This window comes from Nitratidesulfovibrio oxamicus, assembly GCF_015731765.1.
GTDB lineage: Bacteria > Desulfobacterota > Desulfovibrionia > Desulfovibrionales > Desulfovibrionaceae > Cupidesulfovibrio > Cupidesulfovibrio oxamicus.
Genome location: NZ_VRYY01000332.1, coordinates 1 through 19,131, shown reverse-complemented (window position 1 = coordinate 19,131; position 19,131 = coordinate 1). Strand labels below are relative to the sequence as shown.

Sequence of the window (19,131 nt, the reverse complement as noted above, 5' to 3'; positions counted from 1 at the left end):
CGCACAAGAGGGTTCCATGGCCAACCACGAAGAAGACGACGGCTACGACTACCTGTTCGAGGCAGCCTACGAGGCGCTGGAGGAAAGCGGCTTCACCGGCCTTCTGGTAAGCGGCTACGAGGACATGCCGGAACCCGCCCCGGTGGAAGGGCACATGCCCGACCTGACCGCCACCAACGCCAAGGGCGTGGCCTGCATTTTCGAGATATGCCCGCGCGAGGCATTCGCCACCCAGGAACTGGCGGAACGGCTGCTGGCCTTCGCCCGTCACGCGGAAGCCATCAAGGGCCATCTGGTGCTCATCGTGCCCGAAGGCGAAGAGGACGTGGCCTGGGCCTTCCTGTCCGAGCACGCCATCCCCGAGGACAGGCTGGACGTCTGGGAAGCGTAGGGGGGCGTGGCATGGCAGGACGGCGGGCAGGATACCGGGCAGGACGGCGGGCAGGATACCGGGCAGGACGGCGGGCGCAATGCCTTCGTGGCCCGGTTGATGCCCGGGTGCCGGCATGGGGCTGCCCCCGGCAGCTATCCCCGTTCGCGCACGTCGCACCGCCACGAGCACAGCGGCGCGCAGCAGCCAAGGCCCTGACGCAGTTCGGTCAGGTCAGGACCTAGCGCATCCGGCTGGAACCCGGCAGGGTCTGGCATGTTGCGGTCAGCCATGCCCGACCGGGGTATTGATGGAACGGGGGGCGATGCCTGCGCCGCCATCAGCAGGCACAGGTACCGGCCAAGCGCGACGTCCCAGAAAAGTTCCGGGCAGCGCGGCACGTAGCCGTGCAGATGGTGCGAGACCAGGCACTGGTCGGACAGGCAGCACCAGCCGCAGCCGACACAAGGCACATGAGGCATGAAGGCACCGTGAACAGCTCCGCGGGCAAGCCGTCCCCCTCTTGATGGACATGTTGCGGGGGTGGCTCCGGGCCGCGCGCATTCCTGGCCCCCTTGCGGGGCAGGCACGGTACCGGGAGGGAATTGACCGGACGGTACACCCCCGCCGCCGGCATGGCAAACCGGGGCTTCAGCACGATTTCCGGCGCGGCGGCGTATTGTCAGGTCCGCTCGCCTCGCCCCTTTCGGTGCCCCGACGGGGCTGGTGCACATCGGCACCATTTGCCCCTTGCCATCCGCCCATGGTGGCTCTAGAAGGCGTCCAGCACACCTTCCGCAACCCGGCACCTCTTCCGCAACCCGGCACACCTTCCGCAACCCGGCAACGCCGCCTGCAACCCCGGCATACCCGCCAAGACAGCATCCATGTCGCGCCGCTCCCGCCTGCTCTGCCTTCTCGCCCTGCCAACCTTGCTGGCGGCGGTGCTGCTGGCCCACCCTCCCCTGCGCGACGGCCTTGTGGGCCTGGCCCGCTACGCCAAGGCCCGGCTGTACGACTACCGCCTGTTCGACGATTCCGACCTGGTCACCGATGTTTCCGCCCGCGAGCCCGTGCCCCTGGAACGCCTGGCCGACGGCAACACCCTGTACGTGCTGGTCATGGGGCAGTCCAACGCCGCCAACGAAGTGGATACCCCCCTGCCCTCCGACGACCTGGACAACGTGTTCATCGAGTACGACGGCACCCTGTACCCCGCCGAGGATCCCATGCTGGGCGGCACGGGTGAACGGGGGTCGGTGTGGTCGCGCTTTGCGCGGCTGGCTCTGACCACCGGGCGCTGGCGGTACGTGGTGCTTTCGGTCATCGCGGAAGGCGGCTCGCCGCTGTCCTACTGGCTGCCCGGCGGCCCGGTGCGCCCCAAGCTGGAGGACCGGCTGCGCGCCATCCAGCAACTGCCCATCAGGCCGGACTACGTGTTCTGGTTCCACGGCGAATCGGACGCCCTCAACTCCCTGCCGCGCCTGCTGTACAAGCACGATTTCCTCGACCTGGTGGGCACGCTGCGCACCTTCGGCATCGAGAACCCGGTGCTGGTCTCGCAGACCTCGCTGTGCCGCCGTTTTGGCAGCGAATCGGTGCGTCAGGCCCAGCAGGAACTGGCCCGGCAGGTGCCCAACGTGACTCTGGGGCCGGATACCGACGAGGTGGGCCTGCCCTTCCGCCGCGACGGATGCCACTTCACCGACGAAGGCGGCGACATCGTGGCCGGACTATGGATGGACGCCATGCTCGACGCCGAGCAGGCCGCCGAATAGCCCGCCTTCGCGCCTGCCTGCCCCCCCCTCTTTGCAGCCGCGCGCCTGTCCCGGCCACGCTCCCCTTCCTGCCCCCGCCCCGTCATCGCGCCCGGCATGCCGTCACCTGCGGCATGCCCGTCCCCGGCATCCTTCGCCCCTTCTGCCTCCCCTGCTCGCCGCCTTTCCGTCAGCCGCCCCCCTGGCCAGGCGCCCCCCCGCATCCGGATTCAAAAAGTCAGTATTGGCGGAATGTTCCGAAAAAACTTCTTTCGCCGTTCAACCAATATGTTTGACTGCCCAGACAGTTTCCGCCCCATCGCCCGCGCGGCCCCGGTTTCCGCCGCTTGCCCCGGTTTTTCGCGCCGCGCCGCACCGTCCACCGGCAAAGTGCAAATATTCTCACGTGAATTTCCAAACATGGTAGCGGTTACTGACATTGGGTGATATACGGATGATAGACCATTAGTCAGTTCGGTACGCGAACCTGCCCACGCCCCTCGCCGGGCGGGCCTTTTCGCGTCGGCTGCCGCCTGGATGGCGGGGGTGAACAGGGGAACATGGTCCGTGATGCCGGCCACGTTCATCGGCGGCGAAATCGGGCATGCAGGCGGGGAAGGCCCCGCACGCCGCAGACCGACGCCGCCGGGGCTTTTGCACAGGGGCCGCAAGCACGGCACGCAGGGAATACCGATCGTAGCATTGGAATTCGATCGGTAACACTAATTTGACAGACGTAACACCGTGAGGTAACCCACCAGGACTCCACTTCCTCCGCGTTCCGCCCACCATCGACGGGCAAACGCCAACCCGGCGGACACGGTCGCCGCCGGCGCGCACCGCATGTCAGGCGCTCCTGACATGGCATGCGCACGCAACGGGCAATCCAATGCCGCAGCCGCGCTGCGGTTTCACTGGTTTCCGGAGGTGACCGATGGTTTTCGACATCCTGCATCTTGCTATCATTCTCTTCCTCATTGCGGGGCTCGCGTTCGCGGGCGGCCCGCTCATCCTCGCCCTGCTCGTGGCCCCACGGGCACGCGGCGGCGACCTGGGCATGTCCTACGAATGCGGCATGCGCCCGCACGGCAACGCCTGGACCCGCTTCGGTATCAACTACTACGTCTACGCCCTGCTGTTCATCGCCTTTGACGTGGACGTGTTGTACCTGTTCCCCGCCGCCGCCCACTACCACACCACCGTGGGCTGGACCGCCTTCATCGAAATCTGCGTCTTCCTGTTCTTCCTCGTGCTTGCCCTGGTCTATTTCCGCGCCAAGGGGGTGTTCACATGGCCGCGCAAGATTGCCCTGTAAGGCCCCCGGTCATCGTACCGGCCTCGGGCGGGGTTGATGCACCCATCGTCAACGTGGCGCCGGTGCAGAAGATCCTGGACGTGTGCCGGGCCATGTCGCTGTGGCCCATGACCTTCGGCCTGGCCTGCTGCGCCATCGAAATGATGGCGGTGGGCATGGCCCGGTTCGACATCTCGCGTTTCGGGGCGGAAGTGTTCCGCCCCTCGCCGCGCCAGTCGGACCTGATGATCGTGGCGGGCACCGTCACCCGCAAGATGGCCCCGGCGCTGGTGCGCCTGTATGAGCAGATGCCCGCGCCGCGCTACGTCATGGCGCTGGGCAACTGCGCCATCTCCGGCGGGCCGTTCAACTTCGAGGGGCAGTACGCCATCGTCGAAGGCGTGGACAACCTGGTGCCCGTGGACGTGTACGTGCCCGGCTGCCCGCCCCGACCGGAAGCACTGCTTGAAGGGCTGTTCCAGATCCAGCACAAGATCACGGGTCGCCGCTGGTGGCCGGTGCCCGCCGAAATCTCCGGCTCCATGGGGGGTGGCGCATGACGCCCGAAACCGCTTACGTCACCCCCGACGTGCTGCTGGCCCCGCTGGACCCGGCCTACCTGGCCGATGAAACCCCGGCCCGCACCGGCCTGCGCTGGTCCGCCTTCCTGTCCGCAGACGCTCTGCCCCGCGCCGCCACCCTGCTGCTGCAAGCAGGCTGGCATCTGGAAGACATCTGCGGCCTGGACGTGCGCGAAGGGCTGATGGCGGTGTACCACTTCGACCGCATGACATCCCCGGGCCGCCTGGCCATCCGGGTGCTGATGGACCGCGCCGCCCCGGTGCTGCCCTCCATCGCAGACATCCATCAGGGCGCGGAATGGCACGAGCGGGAAACCGCCGACTTCTACGGCATCGCCTTCACCGGCAATCCCAACCCCGCGCCGCTTCTGCTGCCCGAAGGCATGCAGGGCCACCCGCTGCTGAAGGGCGAGGCCGCCCGCGCGCCGCTGGCCGCCCTGCTGGCCGTTCCGGGCCGCGAGGACACCGTGCTGCGCAAGGCCGAGGGGTTCACCCTGCTGGATCCGGCAGAGGACGCCAAGCCCGCCAAACCGGCCAAGGCCAGGGCCGCCGCAACCGAGGAGGGTGCCGACAATGCATAGCACCGAGACCCTTTGGTCGAACGGCACATCCTGTCCCGCCGCCTCGGCGGACGGGGGCTGCGCCGATGACCAGATTGCGGGCGACGGCTACACCTGCCGCTTCGAGCAGGGCGCCCGCCCGGAATCGCTCATCCTGAACATGGGTCCGCAGCACCCGTCCACCCACGGCGTGCTGCGCGTGCTTCTGGAACTGGACGGCGAATACATAGTCCGGGCGGAACCGGTGCTGGGCTACCTGCACCGCATGCACGAAAAGATGGCCGAGGTGAAAACCCCCGCCCAGTTCATGCCCAACATGGGCCGGGTGGACTACCTGCACGCCCTGGCCTGGAACTGGGCCTACGTGGGCGCGGTGGAAAAGCTGGCGGGCATCGAGATTCCCGAACGGGCCGAGTACCTGCGGGTGATCACCTGCGAGCTGAACCGCATCTCGTCGCACCTCTTGTGGTGGGGCGCCTACCTGCTGGACCTGGGGGCCTTCACCCCCATCATGTACGCCTTCGACGACCGGGAAATGCTGCTGGACCTGTTGCAGCTCATGACCGGCTCGCGCCTGACGTACAGTTCGTTCCGCTTCGGCGGGGTGTACACCGACGCCAGCCCCGCCTTCGTGCAGGGGGTGCGCCAGTTCATCCCGCACCTGCGCTCGCGCCTGCCCATGTACACCGCGCTGGTGACGGAAAACATCATCCTGCGCCGCCGCATCGAGGAAGTGGGCGTCATCCCGCAGGACATGGTCACCCGATACGGGGCCAGCGGCCCGGTGGCGCGCGGCAGCGGCATTGCCTACGACGTGCGCCGGGCGGAACCGTATTCGGTGTACGACCGCTTCGACTACGAGATTCCCGTGCGCCACGAGGAATGCTCCATGGCCCGGTACATGGTGCGCATGGCCGAGATCGAGCAGAGCCTGCGCATCATCGAGCAGGCCATCGAAAGCCTGCCCGACGGCGAGCACATGCACCCCAAGGCCCCCAAGCCCAGCTTCAAGCTGCCCGCCGGGGAATCGTACTTCGCGGTGGAAGGGGCGCGCGGCAAGATCGGCGTGTGGATCGCCAGCGACGGCGGCAAGACGCCCTACCGCGTCAAGTTGCGCGCGCCGGGCTTCTCCAACCTGGCCCTGTTCGCCGAATGCGCGCGGGGCACCCTGCTGGCCGACGCCGTTGCCATCCTTGGCAGCCTCGACATGGTCATCCCCGAAATCGACAGGTAGGCCGCCATGAATGCAACCATCTCCTTCGATTCCGTGCTGCACGTGGTGCTCGCGCTGGTGGGCGTGGCCGTCTTCGTGGGGCTGAACGGGCTTCTGCTCGTCTACGCCGAACGCAAGGTGGCGGGCTTCATCCAGCGCCGCCCCGGCCCCTACGAAGTGGGGCCGCAAGGCATACTGCAGGCCGTGGCCGACGCCCTGAAGCTGATCGGCAAGCAGTTGGTGCGCCCCGACCGGGCAGACCCGCTGCTGTTCTGGATGGCCCCGGTGCTGGCCTTCTTTCCCGTGCTGCTGCTGTTCCTGCCCATTCCCTTCAGCCCGCTGCTCACCGGGTGGGACGTGAACCTCGGCCTGCTGCTCATCCTTGCCTTTGCCGGGTTCAACGTGCTGGCCCTTCTGCTTGCGGGGTGGGGTTCCAACAACAAGTACGGCCTGCTCGGCGCGGCCCGCGCCGTGGCCCAGTCCGTGGCCTATGAAATTCCCCTGCTGCTGGCCGTGCTGGCCATCGCCTTCCAGGAAGGCACGCTGAGCCTAACCGCCATCGTGGGCGGGCAGGGCGGCATGCCGTGGCAGTGGAACATCGTCGTGCAGCCGCTGGCGTTCCTGATCTTCTTCGTCAGCGCGCTTGGCGAGACCAACCGCGCCCCCTTCGACCTGCCCGAGGCCGAATCGGAACTGACCGCAGGCTTCCACACCGAATATTCGGGCATGGGCTTCGGCATGTTCTTCCTGGCCGAGTACGCCAACATGATCGTGGCGTGCAGCGTGTGCACCGTGCTGTTCCTGGGCGGCTGGAAAGGCCCGTTCCTGGACGGCGCGTGGTGGTTCCTGGCCAAGGTGTACGGGCTGCTGCTGTCCATGATGTGGTTCCGCTGGACGTACCCGCGCGTGCGCTTCGACCAGTTGCTGAACCTGAACTGGCGGTGGCTGCTGCCCCTCGGCGTGCTGAACCTGCTGGCGACCGCGTTCGTCATGAAGCTGTAGGAAAGGGGGAATCGCGCAATGGCATCGATCTTCCGCACCCTCGCCGACCTGTGGAGCCTTGTGGTGGGCCTTGGCATCACCGGCAAGCAATTCTGCAAGCCCGGCGTCACCGTGCACTACCCGCGGGCAGAGGTAACGCCGGAAGCGGCGGCCTCGTTCCGGGGGCCCATAGAACTCATCGGGCTGGACAAGGACCCGGCGAAGCCCAAGTGCATCGCCTGCATGCTCTGCGTGTCCGCCTGCCCCAGCAACTGCATAGCCGTCACCCGCGCTCCCACGCCCAAGCCCACGCCAGAGGAACTGAAGGCCATGGCAGAGGCGGAAGCGCGCGGCGAAAAGCCCAAGAAGCCCGCGCCGCCCAAGGCGCCCGGCACCTGGACCTACGACTTCTCGCTGTGCAGCCTGTGCGGCAGTTGCGTGGAAGTCTGCCCGGTGGATTCCATCGGTTTCTCCCGCGACATCTACATGGTGGGGACAAAACGCGAGGACTTCGTGTTCGACCAGTTGGCGCGCCTTGCCCGCAAGGCGGCGGCTCGCAAGGCGGTACCGAAGGCCGAGGCCAAGGCCGCCCCCGAGGCCGCGCCGCCTCCGGCCCCCGCGTCCTCCGAATCCGGCGCACCCGGCACCGCAACCCCCGCAAGCGAGGCATGACATGGAAACACCGGCAATCCTCGCCTTCGGCTTCTACTTCCTGGTCATCGTGGTCGGCTGTTTCATGGCCGTGGGCTGCGCCAGCCTGGTGCGCGCGCTGGTGGGGCTGGTCGCCACGCTGCTGGGCGTGGCGGGCATGTACCTGCTGCTCAACGCGCCGTTCATGGCCTTCATGCAGATACTCATCTACGTGGGCGCCATCTGCGTGCTGATCTTCTTCGCACTGATGCTGGCCCGGGCCGACGCGGATGGCGACGAGGCGGACCCCGCCCCTGCCGCGCGCACCTTCAAGGGCGTGCTGGCGGCCATGCTGCCCGGCGCCCTGCTGGCCCCCATCCTGATGCTGCACCCCACGGCATCAAAGATGATTCCGGCGGAAGTGCCGCTGGCCGAACTTGGCCGCAGGCTGATGGAAGACTACGTGCTGCCCTTCGAACTGATCTCGATGGTCCTGCTCATCTCCATGGCCGGGGCCGTGCTGCTCGTCTGGGAAAGGAGGGACAAGTGAAACCGCTCGTGCTCTACCAACTGGCCTCCCTCGTGCTGCTGGGCGCGGGCCTGGCGGGGCTGGTCAAGCGGCGCACGCTGGTGGGCATGCTCATTGCCGTGGAGCTGATGCTCAACGGCGCGGGGCTGTCCATCGTGGCCGCCACCCAGCTTACCGGGGCCGATGCCGCCCTCGGACAACTGGCCACGCTGCTGGTCATGGGCCTTGCCGCCGCTGAAGCCACCGTGGCCCTGGCCGCCATCGTCGTGGTGTTCCGCCGCTTCGGCACCACCCGCACAGACGCCCTGGCCACCCTGAGGGAGCAGCAGTGATGACCGTGCCCAACACCGTAGAATCCGCAAGCCTGCTCGTTCCGCTGCTGATAACCCTGGTTGCGCCCTTCGCCATCATGCTGGCGCGCGGCAACGACAACCGGCGCGAGGCCGTGTCGTTCATCGCCGCCGCGCTCACCTTCGTCTCGGTGCTGCAACTTGCGCCGGGGGTGCTTTCCGGGGTCATCTACACCTACACCGTCACCACCATCCTGCCCGGCATCAGCCTTACCCTGTGCGCCGACGGGCTGGGCATGATCTTCGCGCTCATCGCCACCTTCCTGTGGGGCTTCGCCACCAGTTACAACATCGGGTACATGCGCGGGCTGAACGAACACGCCCAGACGCGCTACTACACCTGTTTCGCGGTGGCCATCTTCGGCGCGGTGGGCGTGGCCTTTTCGGCCACGGTGTTCACCCTGTACCTGTTCTACGAGGTGATCACCGTCTTCACCTACCCGCTGGTTGCGCACCATCAGGACGCAGAAGGCTTTGCCGGGGCGCGCAAGTACCTCGTGTACCTCATGGGCACCTCCAAGCTGTTCCTGCTGCCCGCCATGATCCTGACCTACGTGCTTACCGGCACGCTGGACATGCGCCTTGGCGACGTGCTGAACGGCATGTTCCCGCCCGACGTCATCGCCGCGCACCCCAACCTGGTGCGGGTTACCTACGTGCTGTACATCGCGGGTCTGGCCAAGGCGGCCCTGGCCCCGTTCCACAACTGGCTGCCCTCGGCCATGGTGGCCCCCACGCCGGTCTCGGCCCTGCTGCACGCGGTGGCCGTGGTCAAGGCGGGGGTGTTCTCCGTGAGCCGGATCATCCTTTCCGGCTTCGGGGTGCAGACCATGGACACGCTGGGCCTTGGCATTCCCACGGCGTGGCTGGCGGCCTTCACCATCATCGGGGCCTCGCTCATCGCCCTGACCAAGGACGACATCAAGGCCCGGCTGGCCTATTCCACGGTCAGCCAGCTGTCGTACGTGATCATCGGGGTGGCCCTGCTGACGCCGTCCGCCGTGCAGGGCGGGCTGATGCACATCCCCCACCACGCCTTCTCCAAGATCACCCTGTTCTTCGGCGCCGGGGCCATCTACGTGGCCACGCACATCAAGAAGATCAGCCAGATGAACGGCCTTGGCCGCCGCATGCCGTGGACCTTCGGGGCGTTTGCCCTGGCGTCCCTGTCCATGATCGGCATGCCGCCGGTGTGCGGCTTCGTCTCCAAGTGGTACATCGTCAACGGTTCGCTGCAGGCCGGGCAGACCGCCCTGCTGGTGGCGCTCCTGCTGTCCACCCTGCTCAACGCGGGCTACTTCGTGCCCATCTTCTACCGGGCGTTCATGCTGCCGCCCGCCCCGGACGCCAACATAGAGCAGTACAGCGAAGCCCCCGCCTCCATGGTGGTGCCGCTGTGCCTGACCGGGGCCATATCGTTGCTGCTGGGCCTGTATCCGCAGGTGTTCCTGAACTTCATCCAGGCGTTCGGCCACTTCTAGGAGGCGCTCATGAACGGACTCGGAGCATTCCTTGAACGCCAGCGCGAACTGCGCGGCGCATGGCTGAAGGCGCTGTACGGGGCGTTGGCCGCCCTCGTGCTGCTGAACCTGTTCGTCGGCCCGCACGAGCCGCACTTCGGCCTTGATGCCTACCCCGGCTTCTGGGCGCTGTTCGGCCTTGTGGTGGGCGTGCTGATGGTGGTGATCATGAAGCGCATGGTGCAGCCCGTCATCGTGCGCAGGGAGGACCACTATGGAGACGTCTAGCTTCCTGCATCCCGCCATCGGCTTCCTGGCCCTGGCGGCGGTGCTGCCCTTCCTGCGGGGCAAATGGTGGAACTGGCTGCTGCCCGCGCCCGCAGTGCTGGCCGTGTTTGCCGTGTTCACCATGACGCCCGGCGACCACCTGACCCTGCACTGGCTGGGGCAGACCCTGCTGCTGGGCCGCGTGGACAAGCTGTCGCTGGTCTTCGCCCAGGTGTTCGCCGTCATGTCGGTGGCGGGCATGCTGTACGCCATGCACGTAAAGGACCGGGGGCAGCACATCGCCGCCGCCCTGTACGTGTCGGGCGGGTTCGGCTGCGTGTTCGCGGGCGACTACCTGACCCTGTTCGTGTTCTGGGAACTGATGTCCATCGGCTCCACCTTCCTCGTGCTGCTGAACCGCACGCGCGAATCGGTGCTGGCGGGCTTTCGCTACTTTCTCTACCACACCGCCGGTGGCCTGCTGCTGCTGGCCGGGCTGCTGCTGCGCTACAAGGCCCTTGGCACGTGGGAATTCACGGCCATGGCCCCGTCGGCAAACGCCCCGCTGTACGAATGGCTGATCCTGGCCGGGTTCTGCGTCAACGCCGCCGTGGTGCCGCTGCACGCATGGCTGCCCGACGCCTACCCGCGCGGGACGGTGACCGGCTCAGTGTTCATGTGCGCCTACACCACCAAGACGGCGGTGTACGTGCTGGCCCGCGGCTTTGCCGGGTGGGAGATACTGGCGGCGGCGGGCACGGTGATGGCGGTGTACGGCGTTCTGTACGCGTGCATTGAAAACAATGCCCGGCGCATCCTGTCGTACCACATCGTCTCGCAGGTGGGGTACATGGTGGCGGGCATCGGCGTGGGCACGGCCATGACCCTGAACGGCGCGGTGGCCCATGCCTACGCGCACATCCTGTACAAGGGCCTGCTGTTCATGGGCACCGGCTGCCTGCTGTACGCGGCGGGCACGGCCAAGTTGGACAAGCTGGGCGGCCTGGCCGCGCGGCTGCCGTGGGTCATGGTGCTGTACATGGTGGCGGCCCTTTCCATCTCGGGCATGCCGGTGTTCAACGGGTTCATCTCCAAGACCATGACCATCACCGGCGCGGCGGAAGCGCACCGGACGCTGGTGGCGCTGGGCCTTGAAATCGCGGCGGTGGGCACGTTCATCTCGGTGGGCATCAAGCTGCCCTACTTCGCCTTCTGGGGCGGCAAGCCCACGGACAACGACCGTGTGCTGGCCCCCATCCCGTGGAACATGTACGCGGGCATGTCCGTGCTGGCCGTGCTGTGCATCCTGCAGGGCGTGGCCCCGTCCATCCTGTACGCCTACCTGCCCTTCGAGGTGGAACACCCCTACGTGCCGTGGTCCGTATGGCACGTGTTGCAGTCGCTGCTGCTGCTGGGCTTCTCGGGTCTGGCCTTCTACCTGCTGCGCAAGGTGATCACCCCGCACGAGGGGCTGAACCTGGACGTGGACATCGCCTACCGCGCGGTGGGTACCGGGGCGCTGCGCTTCGTGTGCCGCCCGCTGGCCTTCCTGGATGACCGCTGGACCGAGGCCTACCGCACGGGCGGCCTGCGCGGGCTGATGGGCATTGCCCTCGGCTCCGTGTGGTTCGACCGGCAGGCCATCGACGGCGTGGTGGACGGCAGCGCACGCACGGTGCGGGGCATCGGCGGGCTGGGCGCGCGCACGCAGAACGGCAGTCTCCAGGATTATCTGGGACTGGCCGCCTTCTTCGCGCTGTGCGTGTTCGGCCTGGTCTGGTACCTTGGTTAGCCGCAACGGGACCCACAAAAAACGGAGCTGCCTGTGTATCCTGACATACCGGTCCTCAGCATCCTGATCTTCCTGCCGCTGGTGGCGGCGGCGCTGCTGCTGCCCCTGCGCGACGACGAGACCGTGCGCCGCGTGTCGCTGGCGGCGTCGCTCATCGGGCTTGCGGCGGGGTGGCCGCTCATCGCCTTCAACCCCGACGCCGGCTTCCAGTTCGTCGAACGCATGACCTGGGTGGCCCGCTGGGGCCTTGAATACCACCTGGCCGTGGACGGCATCAGCATCCTGATGGTGTGGCTGACCCTGTTCACCCTGCCGCTGTGCGTGCTGTGCTCGTGGACGTACATCGGCAAGCGGGTGAAGGAATTCCACATCTGCCTGCTGCTGATGACATCCGCCTGCATCGGCGTGTTCACCTCCATGGACCTCGTGCTGTTCTACGTGTTCTGGGAAGCCATGCTCATCCCCATGTACCTGCTCATCGCGGTATGGGGCGGGGCCGAGCGGCGCTACGCGTCCATCAAGTTCTTCCTGTACACACTTGCCGGGTCCACCCTGCTGCTGGTGGCCATCGTGGCCTTCCGCATTGCCGGTGGCACCTTCTCCATCCCCGACCTGATGCAACAGACCTTCGGGTTCCGCTTCCAGTACTGGGCCTTTCTGGCCATGGCCCTGGCCTTCGCCATCAAGGTGCCCATGTTCCCGTTCCACACCTGGCTGCCCGCCGCCCACGTGCAGGCGCCGTCCGCAGGCAGCGTGATCCTTGCCGCCGTGCTGCTGAAGATGGGCACCTACGGGTTCCTGCGCTTCTGCCTGCCGCTGACGCCCGAGGCCAGCGTGCACTTCGCCCCGCTGATGATCGGCGTCTCGGTGGTGTCCATCCTGTACGGGGGCGCGGTGGCGCTGGGGCAGACCGACATCAAGAAGCTGGTCGCCTATTCGTCGGTGGCCCACATGGGCTTCGTGACGCTGGGCATCTTCCTGTTCCAGAAAAGCGGCGTGCAGGGCGCGCTGCTGCAGATGCTGAACCACGGCATCGTCACCGGCGCGCTGTTCATGATGATCGGCGCCATGTACGAACGCAGCCACAGCCGCGAGGTGGCGGACAACATGGGCATGGGCAAGTACCTGCCCGCGTTCATGTTCTTCTGGGGGCTGTATGCCCTGGCCTCGTTCGGCTTTCCGGGTACCAACGGCTTCGTGGGCGAAGTGCTGGTGTTCGTGGCCGCCTTCCAGCAAAGCCTGACCGTGGGTGCGCTCATCGTGCCCGGCGCGCTGCTGGCGGCGGCGTACATGTTCCGGGTCAGCCTGCGCATGGCCTGGGGCAGCCCGTCCACGGCCAAGACCTGGAACGACCTGAACCGCCGCGAATGGGCCTACCTGCTGCTGCCCGCCGTGCTGGTGCTGTGGATAGGCCTTGCCCCCGCGCCCTTCCTGCGGCTGATCGACCCTTCCATCGACCGGCTGCTGGCCGACCTGCGCGGTCGCGCCCCGGTGAAGGAAGCGCCGCTGGCCCTCAATCATGCGGACGCGGTGCGGCATGAACCGCCCGCCATCCTCGCATCCGCCGCCATCGCCAAGGAGGTGCGCCAGTGAACCTCGACCTTGCCCTGCTTGTTCCCGAATGCGCCATGCTGCTGCTGGTGGCCGTGCTGTTCGTGCAGGCGCTGTCCGCCGGGCCTGCCTCTGTAGCGGCCCACCGCTGGCTGCCGCTGGGCGCGCTGGTGGTGCTGGCGGCATCCGTGGTGGCGCTTCCTGCCGAAGGCATGCTGCTGTGGGACGCCTACAAGGTGGACGGCCTGTCGCAGTTCTTCAAGCTGTGCGTGGCGGGCGGCTTCTGCATCGCCGTGCTCAACGCCACCCGCCAGCCCACGCTGGAGGAAGGCAAGCGCGCCGACTACTTCCTGTTCCTGGGGGTATCGGCGTGGGGCCTGATGCTGCTGGCGTCCTCCGCCGAGTTGGTGACCCTGTACCTTGCGCTGGAACTGTCGTCCTACAGCCTGTATGTGCTCATTCCCCTGCGCGGGCGCACCCGCGAGGGGGCCGAGGCGGGCGTCAAGTACATCCTGTTCGGCGCGGCGGCCACGGCCATCTCGCTGTACGGGCTGTCGTACATCATGGCCGCGCACCAGACCACGTACATCGCGGCGCTGGCCGCGCGCGACTGGTCGTGGGCGGCAAGTCCCACGGCGGTCGTGGGCCTGTCGCTGTTCCTGTGCGGCATGTTCTACAAGCTGGCCCTGTTCCCGTTCCACTTCTGGTGCCCCGACGTGTACCAGGGCTCCAGCAACGAGACGGCGGCCTACGTGGCCACCCTGCCCAAGCTGGGCGCGGTGGTGGTGCTGGTGCGCCTGGCCGCCGTGCTGCACCCCGGCCTGGAAATAACCACGGCCATCGCCTGGCTGGGGGTCATCTCCATGACCTTCGGCAACCTGTGCGCGCTGGTGCAAAAGGACGTGAAGCGCATGCTGGGCTTCTCGTCCGTGGCGCACGCGGGCTACGTGACCGTGGGCCTCGTGTCCGGCACGGCGGAAGGCCTTGCCGCCGCCGCATTCTATGCGCTGGTGTACGTGGTCATGAACCTGCTGTGCTTCTGGGTGGTGGCCCGCGTGGCCGTGGACGGGCGCAACCTGGTCCTGTCCGACCTCAACGGGCTGCACCGCAGATCGCCGGTGCTGGCCTTTGCCCTTGGGGTGGGAGCCTTCGCCCTGGTGGGCCTGCCGCCCACGGCGGGCTTCATGGGCAAGCTGTTCCTGATCACGGCGGCGTGGAACCACGGCTACAACTGGCTGGTCATCGCCCTGACCCTGAACAGCGCCATCGCCATCTACTACTACCTGTCGCTGGTGCGCCACGCCTATACCGAGCCTGACGAAAACACCTCGCTGCCCGCGCCCGACCAGAGCGCGTTCAGCCTGGGCGGCGCGGTGGCGCTGGCCGCCGCCACGCTGGTGCTGGGCATCGTGCCCTCGCCGCTGTTCGAAAAGGCGGTGCAGGCGGGCATGGCCTTGTTTGGGTAGAGGTGGAAACAGTCCCCTGAAAAACACCAACGCAGTCTTGGCTTCCGACCTCTGCAACACGAAACCCCCGGCCCCGCTCTACGGGACCGGGGGTTTTCACGTGCAAAGGCGCGGCGCGCTCGACAGGCCCCGCAACCTTCCCCCTAGCATGGTCACATCCGCGCGGGGCGCAGCCCCTTCGTCCTCTCCATTCCCCCGCGCCATACCCAGCCGGAGACGCCGCCATGCCCGAACACGCCCCATCCGCCCCGCTCGGCACGGCCATCACGCCAACCCCCGCGAAGGGGCCGCTGCTTGTCGCCCACCTTGGCGGACCCAAGACCGGCAGCAGCGCCATCCAGGCCTTCTGCGACCATAACCGCACTGCCCTGTTCCGCCGGCACGGCATCCTCTATCCCACCCTGAACCCGGACGCGCCGTGGTGGCCCGACCGCGAACTGACCGCGCAGGAGGTGGTCACCATGCTCATGCAGTGCGTCCATCGTCAGCATGCACGGCTGACTTAGCTGCAAGGGCGTATCGAAGGCTGGAAAGGAAGGCGCGCAGGCGACTGGCCGCGCTGGATGAAGGGCAGAGCGCGCCGGAATGATCCGCTGCGGCTGCGCGTGACCGGGTAACCGTGCGCGCCGGGCGGGCAGAAGGCGGGACATCTGAAGAACGTGTGGCGGCTGGCGGATCGGCGGGACCACAGGCAGGCTACATGGACAGCCCGTGCCGCATGGCGAAGCGCAGCAGTTCCGCCTGGTTGGTGATGTTCAGCTTGCGCATGGCCCGTGTCTTGTAGGTGCTCACGGTCTTGCCGCTCAGGTTCATGACCCGGGCGATCTCGGCCACCGTGGCGCCCTGCGCCAGCCGGGCGATGACCTCGTATTCCCGGGCCGAAAGCAGTGCGGCCAGCCCGCCAGGCCCGCCCACCCTGCCCAGCCCATCCAGCCCATCCGGCCCATCCGGCCCCCCGTGCCCGGCTGACCCGCGCATCCGTCCCGTGGCCGCATTGGCCAGCGCCGCCGCCACCGTGGGGCTGATGTACACGTCGCCTTCCAGGATGCGGGTCACCGCCTCGCGCAGTTCCTCCGGCGCGGAGCTTTTGGTGATGTAGCCATCGGCCCCGTTGCGGAAGGCGTGGACCACATACTCGTCCTCGCGGTGCACGCTCAGGATCAGCACCGGGCGTTCCGGATCCTCTTCCTTCAGCCGGGCCAGGGTGGCCAGCCCGCTGTCGTCGGGCAGCGAGATGTCCAGCAGAATCAGGTCGTGCCGCTGGCGCGCGGCAAGGCGCAGGGCCTCCGCCGCCGTGGTGGCCTCGTCGAAGGTCAGGTCCGGCGCGATGTCCGGCACGAAGTCGTGCACGATCTCGATGATGCCCTTGCGGACCACGGCATGGTCGTCCACGATCAGGAACCGCATGTTCCGCCCCCTTGCGCGTCCGGCTGTTCCAGCGGCACGCTGACACGCACGGTGGTGCCGCCAGCGCCGCTGTCGATATGGAATTCCCCGCCGAAGGCGGCCACCCGTTCCCGCATGTTGACGATGCCCAGATACCCCGTGCCGCCGGGGCGTTCGCCATGCACGTCGAAGCCGTGCCCGTCGTCGGCCACCACCAGTCGCAGGCAGCCGCCCTCGCGCCGCAACATCACCCGGATGTGCCGCGCCCCGGCGTGGCGGGCCACGTTGGTCAGGGCTTCCTGCAACACCCGGTATACCGCCACGGCGCGGTCGGGGTCCATGGGGCCCAGCGGGTCGCGCCCGTCCGGCGCCTGCCGTTCCCGGCCCACTCCCGCACCGGCGGCCTGCCCGGAAGCATCGCCCTGTCCGGGGCCATCAACCGGCGTGGGGCCATCTCCATGCCCGGGGTCGCCACCCTGTCCCGGGCCGTCGAAGTGCACGGCAATGCCGGTGTTGGCCGAAAAATCCTGCACCAGCCACTGCGAGGCGGCCAACAGGCCAATGTCGTCCAGATGGCCGGGCCGCAATTCACGCGAGATGCGCCGCACCGCCTCTATGGTATCCTCGGTCAGGCGGGTCATGGACAGAAGGCGCTCGTGCGACGGGCCATCCCCCTCCGGCACCACCCGCCCCAGCCGGTGCAGCCCGAACTTCAGCGCGGTGAGGTTCTGGCCCAGTTCGTCGTGCACCTCGCGCGAGATGCGCCGCCGGATGTCTTCCGCCGCCTGCTGCTGGTAGGCGAGCAGGGTGCGTATCTGGTCGCGCGAGACGGCCAGGTCCGCGTTGGCGGCGCGCAGTTGTTCGGTCTGGCGGCGCACCTGCCCGCGCAGGGCCTTGTTCACCCCGGCCAGTGCCAGCAGCAGCACGGCGGCGGCGCCCAGTGCATAGGGCAGCCAGGCGGGCAGCACCGGCGCGTCGATGCGTATCCAGCGGTTCAGGCTGCGATGGTACGCCGAATCCTTGTCGGCCTTGTAGGCCGCCAGGCGGCGGTCAAGGGCGTCCATGACGTCGTCGGCCCGGCCCCGCATGGCGGCATAGCGCATCTCGAACGGGCTGAACACGATGGACGCGGGCTCTGCGGTGCCGCGCCGCTCGTGATGGGTGCCGATGAACCGGGGGATGACGGCGGCGTCCACCTCGCCCCGGTTCAGGGCGTCCAGCAGGGCCGAATAATCGGGATAATCGCGCTGCCGGTACTGCACGCCGAAGCGGCGGGCAAAGGCCTCGAACCCGGCGGGAAAGATGCTCATGGACACCCCGCCCACCAGCTTGTCCTGCAGGTCGAACAGCATGTCCACGCGGATGTTGCGCCGCACCCATATCTGCCCCCAGTCGATGACCAGATAGTCGCGGTTGTAGCGGTAGGCGGTGCGCGTTTCCGAAAAGGCGATGGGGGCCAGCACGTCGATGCGGCCATCTTCCAGCATGGGCATCAGCCGGTCCCAGTCGTCGTACACGTAGCGCACGGTCCAGCCTTCGTCGCGGGCCACGGCGTCCATGACGTCCACCACGATGCCCTGCACCCGGCCATCGGCGCCGCGCATGGACAGCGGCTCCATGTCGTAGATGCCCACCACCACCTCGCGGGCATGGGCCGGGGCGACGAGGCACAGGGCGGACAGCAGCACCAGCAGGGCAGGAAGCAGCCGGAGCAGCAGCGGCAACGAAGCGCGGGGAATGCGCGAAACGCAAGGCGAAAACGCCGACAGCGCCGCCCGCGCGCAACGGGAACGGCGCGACTGGCGCGACTGGCGTGCGCGTTCGCGGAGGTGGTCCGGGTGCGGATCAGGCACCGGACGGGCGGGTGATGGCGGCCGGGGCAACAGCCTTGGCGGCGCGCAGGGCGTGGATATCCGCATGCAGGTCCCTTGCCGCGCCTTCGGCCAGCAGGCCCAGCGCGACATAGTGGGGGGTGCGGGCGGCGCGCTGCATGGCTTCACGCACCATCGGCACCCACATCAGGAGACGATCGTCCAGAAAAGCGCGGGCCGCGTCAAGCGGGTCCGGCATGAACGTCGGGAACCCCGTGGACGTTGCGAGTTCCGGGGACGAGGGGGATTCGGACGAGGGGAACTCCGGGGACTCCGGCCCCGACGCGGCAAGCCCGGCGAGATGACCCAGAAAACCTAATTCGCGCCCCAGGTGGTCGTCCGGCTCGTTGCCGGGGCGGTCGGCCCCCAGGCCAAAGCGGGCATAGGCGGCGCGCACGGCAAAGGTGGATTCGCCGAACAGCAGCCGGTCCTTGTCGCGCCACACCGATTCCCACGGCGGCACGGCAATCTCCGGCCCGACGAACAATTGGGCATGGTCGCGCTCCAGATCCTGCGCCAGCGCGTTCCAGCGGGCGTCGTCCCCATCGGGGTACACGGCCTCCGCGGCAGGTCCGGCGAGATCGCGCAGCATTTCCAGCGCCTGGCGGGTGGTCGTGCCAGCAGGCGTCACGGGCCATTCCGCAAACAGCCCCTCGCGCAGGGCGCGCACCAGCCCGCCGTCCACCGGACCATTCAGGAACACCTGCCCCAGAAAGCGCAACGCCACGGCGTGGGGCATGAACGGCATGGGGCCGGAACGCATGTTCGGGGCAACTGGCTTGCCGTCAAAAACGGAAGAAGCGGCAATATCCGTCCTGCAGTGGGCCATGACGCCTCCTTGCACGGTGCGGAGCATGGCCGACCGGGGAGCGCGGACGCCCCCCGGCCAGCCTGTTCCACAGGGTTTCGGGCCTACAGGCCCATCCGGGCGTACAGGCCGAAGAACAGCACCCGACCGGCCAGTTCACCGGCCAGGGCAAGCGCCAGGGCAAGGCCCGCCAGACGCAGCGCGGCGGGCATGTCCGCCATGCGGGCACGCAACGCCGCGGCCAGCAGCACGCCCGCGCCCAGCG

20 protein-coding genes are annotated in these 19,131 nt (G+C 67.8%); 16 read left to right on the top strand and 4 right to left on the bottom strand.

Features of this window, described 5'->3' with window-relative positions; genetic code table 11:
- Positions 1-16 precede the first annotated feature (16 nt).
- The gene (locus tag FVW20_RS11490; protein WP_167126119.1) at positions 17-391 is read left to right on the top strand and encodes a hypothetical protein; all 375 of its coding nucleotides are present in this window, start codon (positions 17-19) and stop codon (positions 389-391) included.
- Positions 392-525: 134 nt separating this feature from the next.
- Here the strand turns inward: FVW20_RS11490 and FVW20_RS11485 are convergent, their stop codons facing one another.
- The gene (locus FVW20_RS11485; RefSeq protein WP_196609715.1) at positions 526-852 is read right to left on the bottom strand and encodes a hypothetical protein; all 327 of its coding nucleotides are present in this window, start codon (positions 850-852) and stop codon (positions 526-528) included.
- 405 nt (positions 853-1,257) lie between these two features.
- On the opposite strand from FVW20_RS11485, the gene FVW20_RS11480 reads away from it, so the two are divergent.
- The 15 genes from FVW20_RS11480 to FVW20_RS11410 all read left to right on the top strand — a co-directional run bounded on the left by FVW20_RS11480 (position 1,258) and on the right by FVW20_RS11410 (position 15,307).
- On the top strand, positions 1,258-2,148 hold the full coding sequence (locus tag FVW20_RS11480; protein WP_196609714.1) for a sialate O-acetylesterase: 891 nt from the start codon (positions 1,258-1,260) through the stop codon (positions 2,146-2,148).
- Positions 2,149-3,061: 913 nt separating this feature from the next.
- Positions 3,062-3,442: an NADH-quinone oxidoreductase subunit A gene (locus FVW20_RS11475; RefSeq protein WP_196609713.1), complete on the top strand. Its 381-nt coding sequence runs from the start codon at positions 3,062-3,064 to the stop codon at positions 3,440-3,442.
- A complete protein-coding gene (locus FVW20_RS11470; protein WP_196609712.1) occupies positions 3,418-3,981 on the top strand; it encodes an NADH-quinone oxidoreductase subunit B in 564 nt (187 codons plus the stop codon). Before FVW20_RS11475 ends, FVW20_RS11470 begins: the two co-directional genes overlap by 25 nt.
- Positions 3,978-4,583, top strand: coding sequence for an NADH-quinone oxidoreductase subunit C (locus tag FVW20_RS11465; protein WP_196609711.1), 606 nt, complete (start codon positions 3,978-3,980; stop codon positions 4,581-4,583). Before FVW20_RS11470 ends, FVW20_RS11465 begins: the two co-directional genes overlap by 4 nt.
- Positions 4,576-5,796, top strand: coding sequence for an NADH-quinone oxidoreductase subunit D (locus tag FVW20_RS11460; protein WP_196609710.1), 1,221 nt, complete (start codon positions 4,576-4,578; stop codon positions 5,794-5,796). Before FVW20_RS11465 ends, FVW20_RS11460 begins: the two co-directional genes overlap by 8 nt.
- 6 nt (positions 5,797-5,802) lie before the next feature.
- Positions 5,803-6,777: an NADH-quinone oxidoreductase subunit NuoH gene (gene nuoH, locus FVW20_RS11455; RefSeq protein WP_196609709.1), complete on the top strand. Its 975-nt coding sequence runs from the start codon at positions 5,803-5,805 to the stop codon at positions 6,775-6,777.
- Between the two features lie 18 nt (positions 6,778-6,795).
- Positions 6,796-7,428, top strand: coding sequence for a 4Fe-4S binding protein (locus FVW20_RS11450; RefSeq protein ID WP_196609708.1), 633 nt, complete (start codon positions 6,796-6,798; stop codon positions 7,426-7,428).
- A 1-nt stretch (position 7,429) separates the two neighbouring features.
- Positions 7,430-7,936: an NADH-quinone oxidoreductase subunit J family protein gene (locus FVW20_RS11445; RefSeq protein WP_196609707.1), complete on the top strand. Its 507-nt coding sequence runs from the start codon at positions 7,430-7,432 to the stop codon at positions 7,934-7,936.
- The gene (nuoK, locus tag FVW20_RS11440; protein WP_196609706.1) at positions 7,933-8,247 is read left to right on the top strand and encodes an NADH-quinone oxidoreductase subunit NuoK; all 315 of its coding nucleotides are present in this window, start codon (positions 7,933-7,935) and stop codon (positions 8,245-8,247) included. The genes FVW20_RS11445 and nuoK overlap by 4 nt, the downstream gene beginning before the upstream one ends.
- On the top strand, positions 8,247-9,746 hold the full coding sequence (locus FVW20_RS11435) for a monovalent cation/H+ antiporter subunit D family protein (protein WP_196609705.1): 1,500 nt from the start codon (positions 8,247-8,249) through the stop codon (positions 9,744-9,746). The genes nuoK and FVW20_RS11435 overlap by 1 nt, the downstream gene beginning before the upstream one ends.
- A 9-nt stretch (positions 9,747-9,755) precedes the next feature.
- Positions 9,756-10,013, top strand: coding sequence for a hypothetical protein (locus FVW20_RS11430; protein WP_007524336.1), 258 nt, complete (start codon positions 9,756-9,758; stop codon positions 10,011-10,013).
- Positions 10,000-11,784: a Na(+)/H(+) antiporter subunit D gene (locus FVW20_RS11425; protein WP_196609703.1), complete on the top strand. Its 1,785-nt coding sequence runs from the start codon at positions 10,000-10,002 to the stop codon at positions 11,782-11,784. Before FVW20_RS11430 ends, FVW20_RS11425 begins: the two co-directional genes overlap by 14 nt.
- A gap of 33 nt (positions 11,785-11,817) precedes the next feature.
- On the top strand, positions 11,818-13,377 hold the full coding sequence (locus FVW20_RS11420; protein WP_167126075.1) for a complex I subunit 4 family protein: 1,560 nt from the start codon (positions 11,818-11,820) through the stop codon (positions 13,375-13,377).
- A 35-nt stretch (positions 13,378-13,412) separates the two neighbouring features.
- The gene (locus FVW20_RS11415) at positions 13,413-14,801 is read left to right on the top strand and encodes an NADH-quinone oxidoreductase subunit N (protein WP_196609736.1); all 1,389 of its coding nucleotides are present in this window, start codon (positions 13,413-13,415) and stop codon (positions 14,799-14,801) included.
- A 224-nt stretch (positions 14,802-15,025) separates the two neighbouring features.
- Complete coding sequence (locus FVW20_RS11410; RefSeq protein WP_231039058.1) at positions 15,026-15,307, top strand: hypothetical protein; 282 nt, start codon at positions 15,026-15,028, stop codon at positions 15,305-15,307.
- A 190-nt stretch (positions 15,308-15,497) separates the two neighbouring features.
- On the opposite strand, the gene FVW20_RS11405 is transcribed toward FVW20_RS11410, so the two are convergent.
- The 3 genes from FVW20_RS11405 to FVW20_RS11395 all read right to left on the bottom strand — a co-directional run bounded on the left by FVW20_RS11405 (position 15,498) and on the right by FVW20_RS11395 (position 18,887).
- Positions 15,498-16,208 (bottom strand): response regulator transcription factor, encoded by a 711-nt coding sequence (locus FVW20_RS11405; protein WP_196609701.1) that lies wholly within the window; start codon positions 16,206-16,208, stop codon positions 15,498-15,500.
- A complete protein-coding gene (locus FVW20_RS11400) occupies positions 16,196-17,911 on the bottom strand; it encodes a transporter substrate-binding domain-containing protein (RefSeq protein ID WP_196609699.1) in 1,716 nt (571 codons plus the stop codon). The genes FVW20_RS11405 and FVW20_RS11400 overlap by 13 nt, the downstream gene beginning before the upstream one ends.
- Before the next feature lie 121 nt (positions 17,912-18,032).
- Entirely contained in the window at positions 18,033-18,887 is an 855-nt protein-coding gene (locus FVW20_RS11395; RefSeq protein ID WP_196609697.1) for a TorD/DmsD family molecular chaperone, read from the bottom strand.
- Positions 18,888-19,131: the final 244 nt, after the last annotated feature.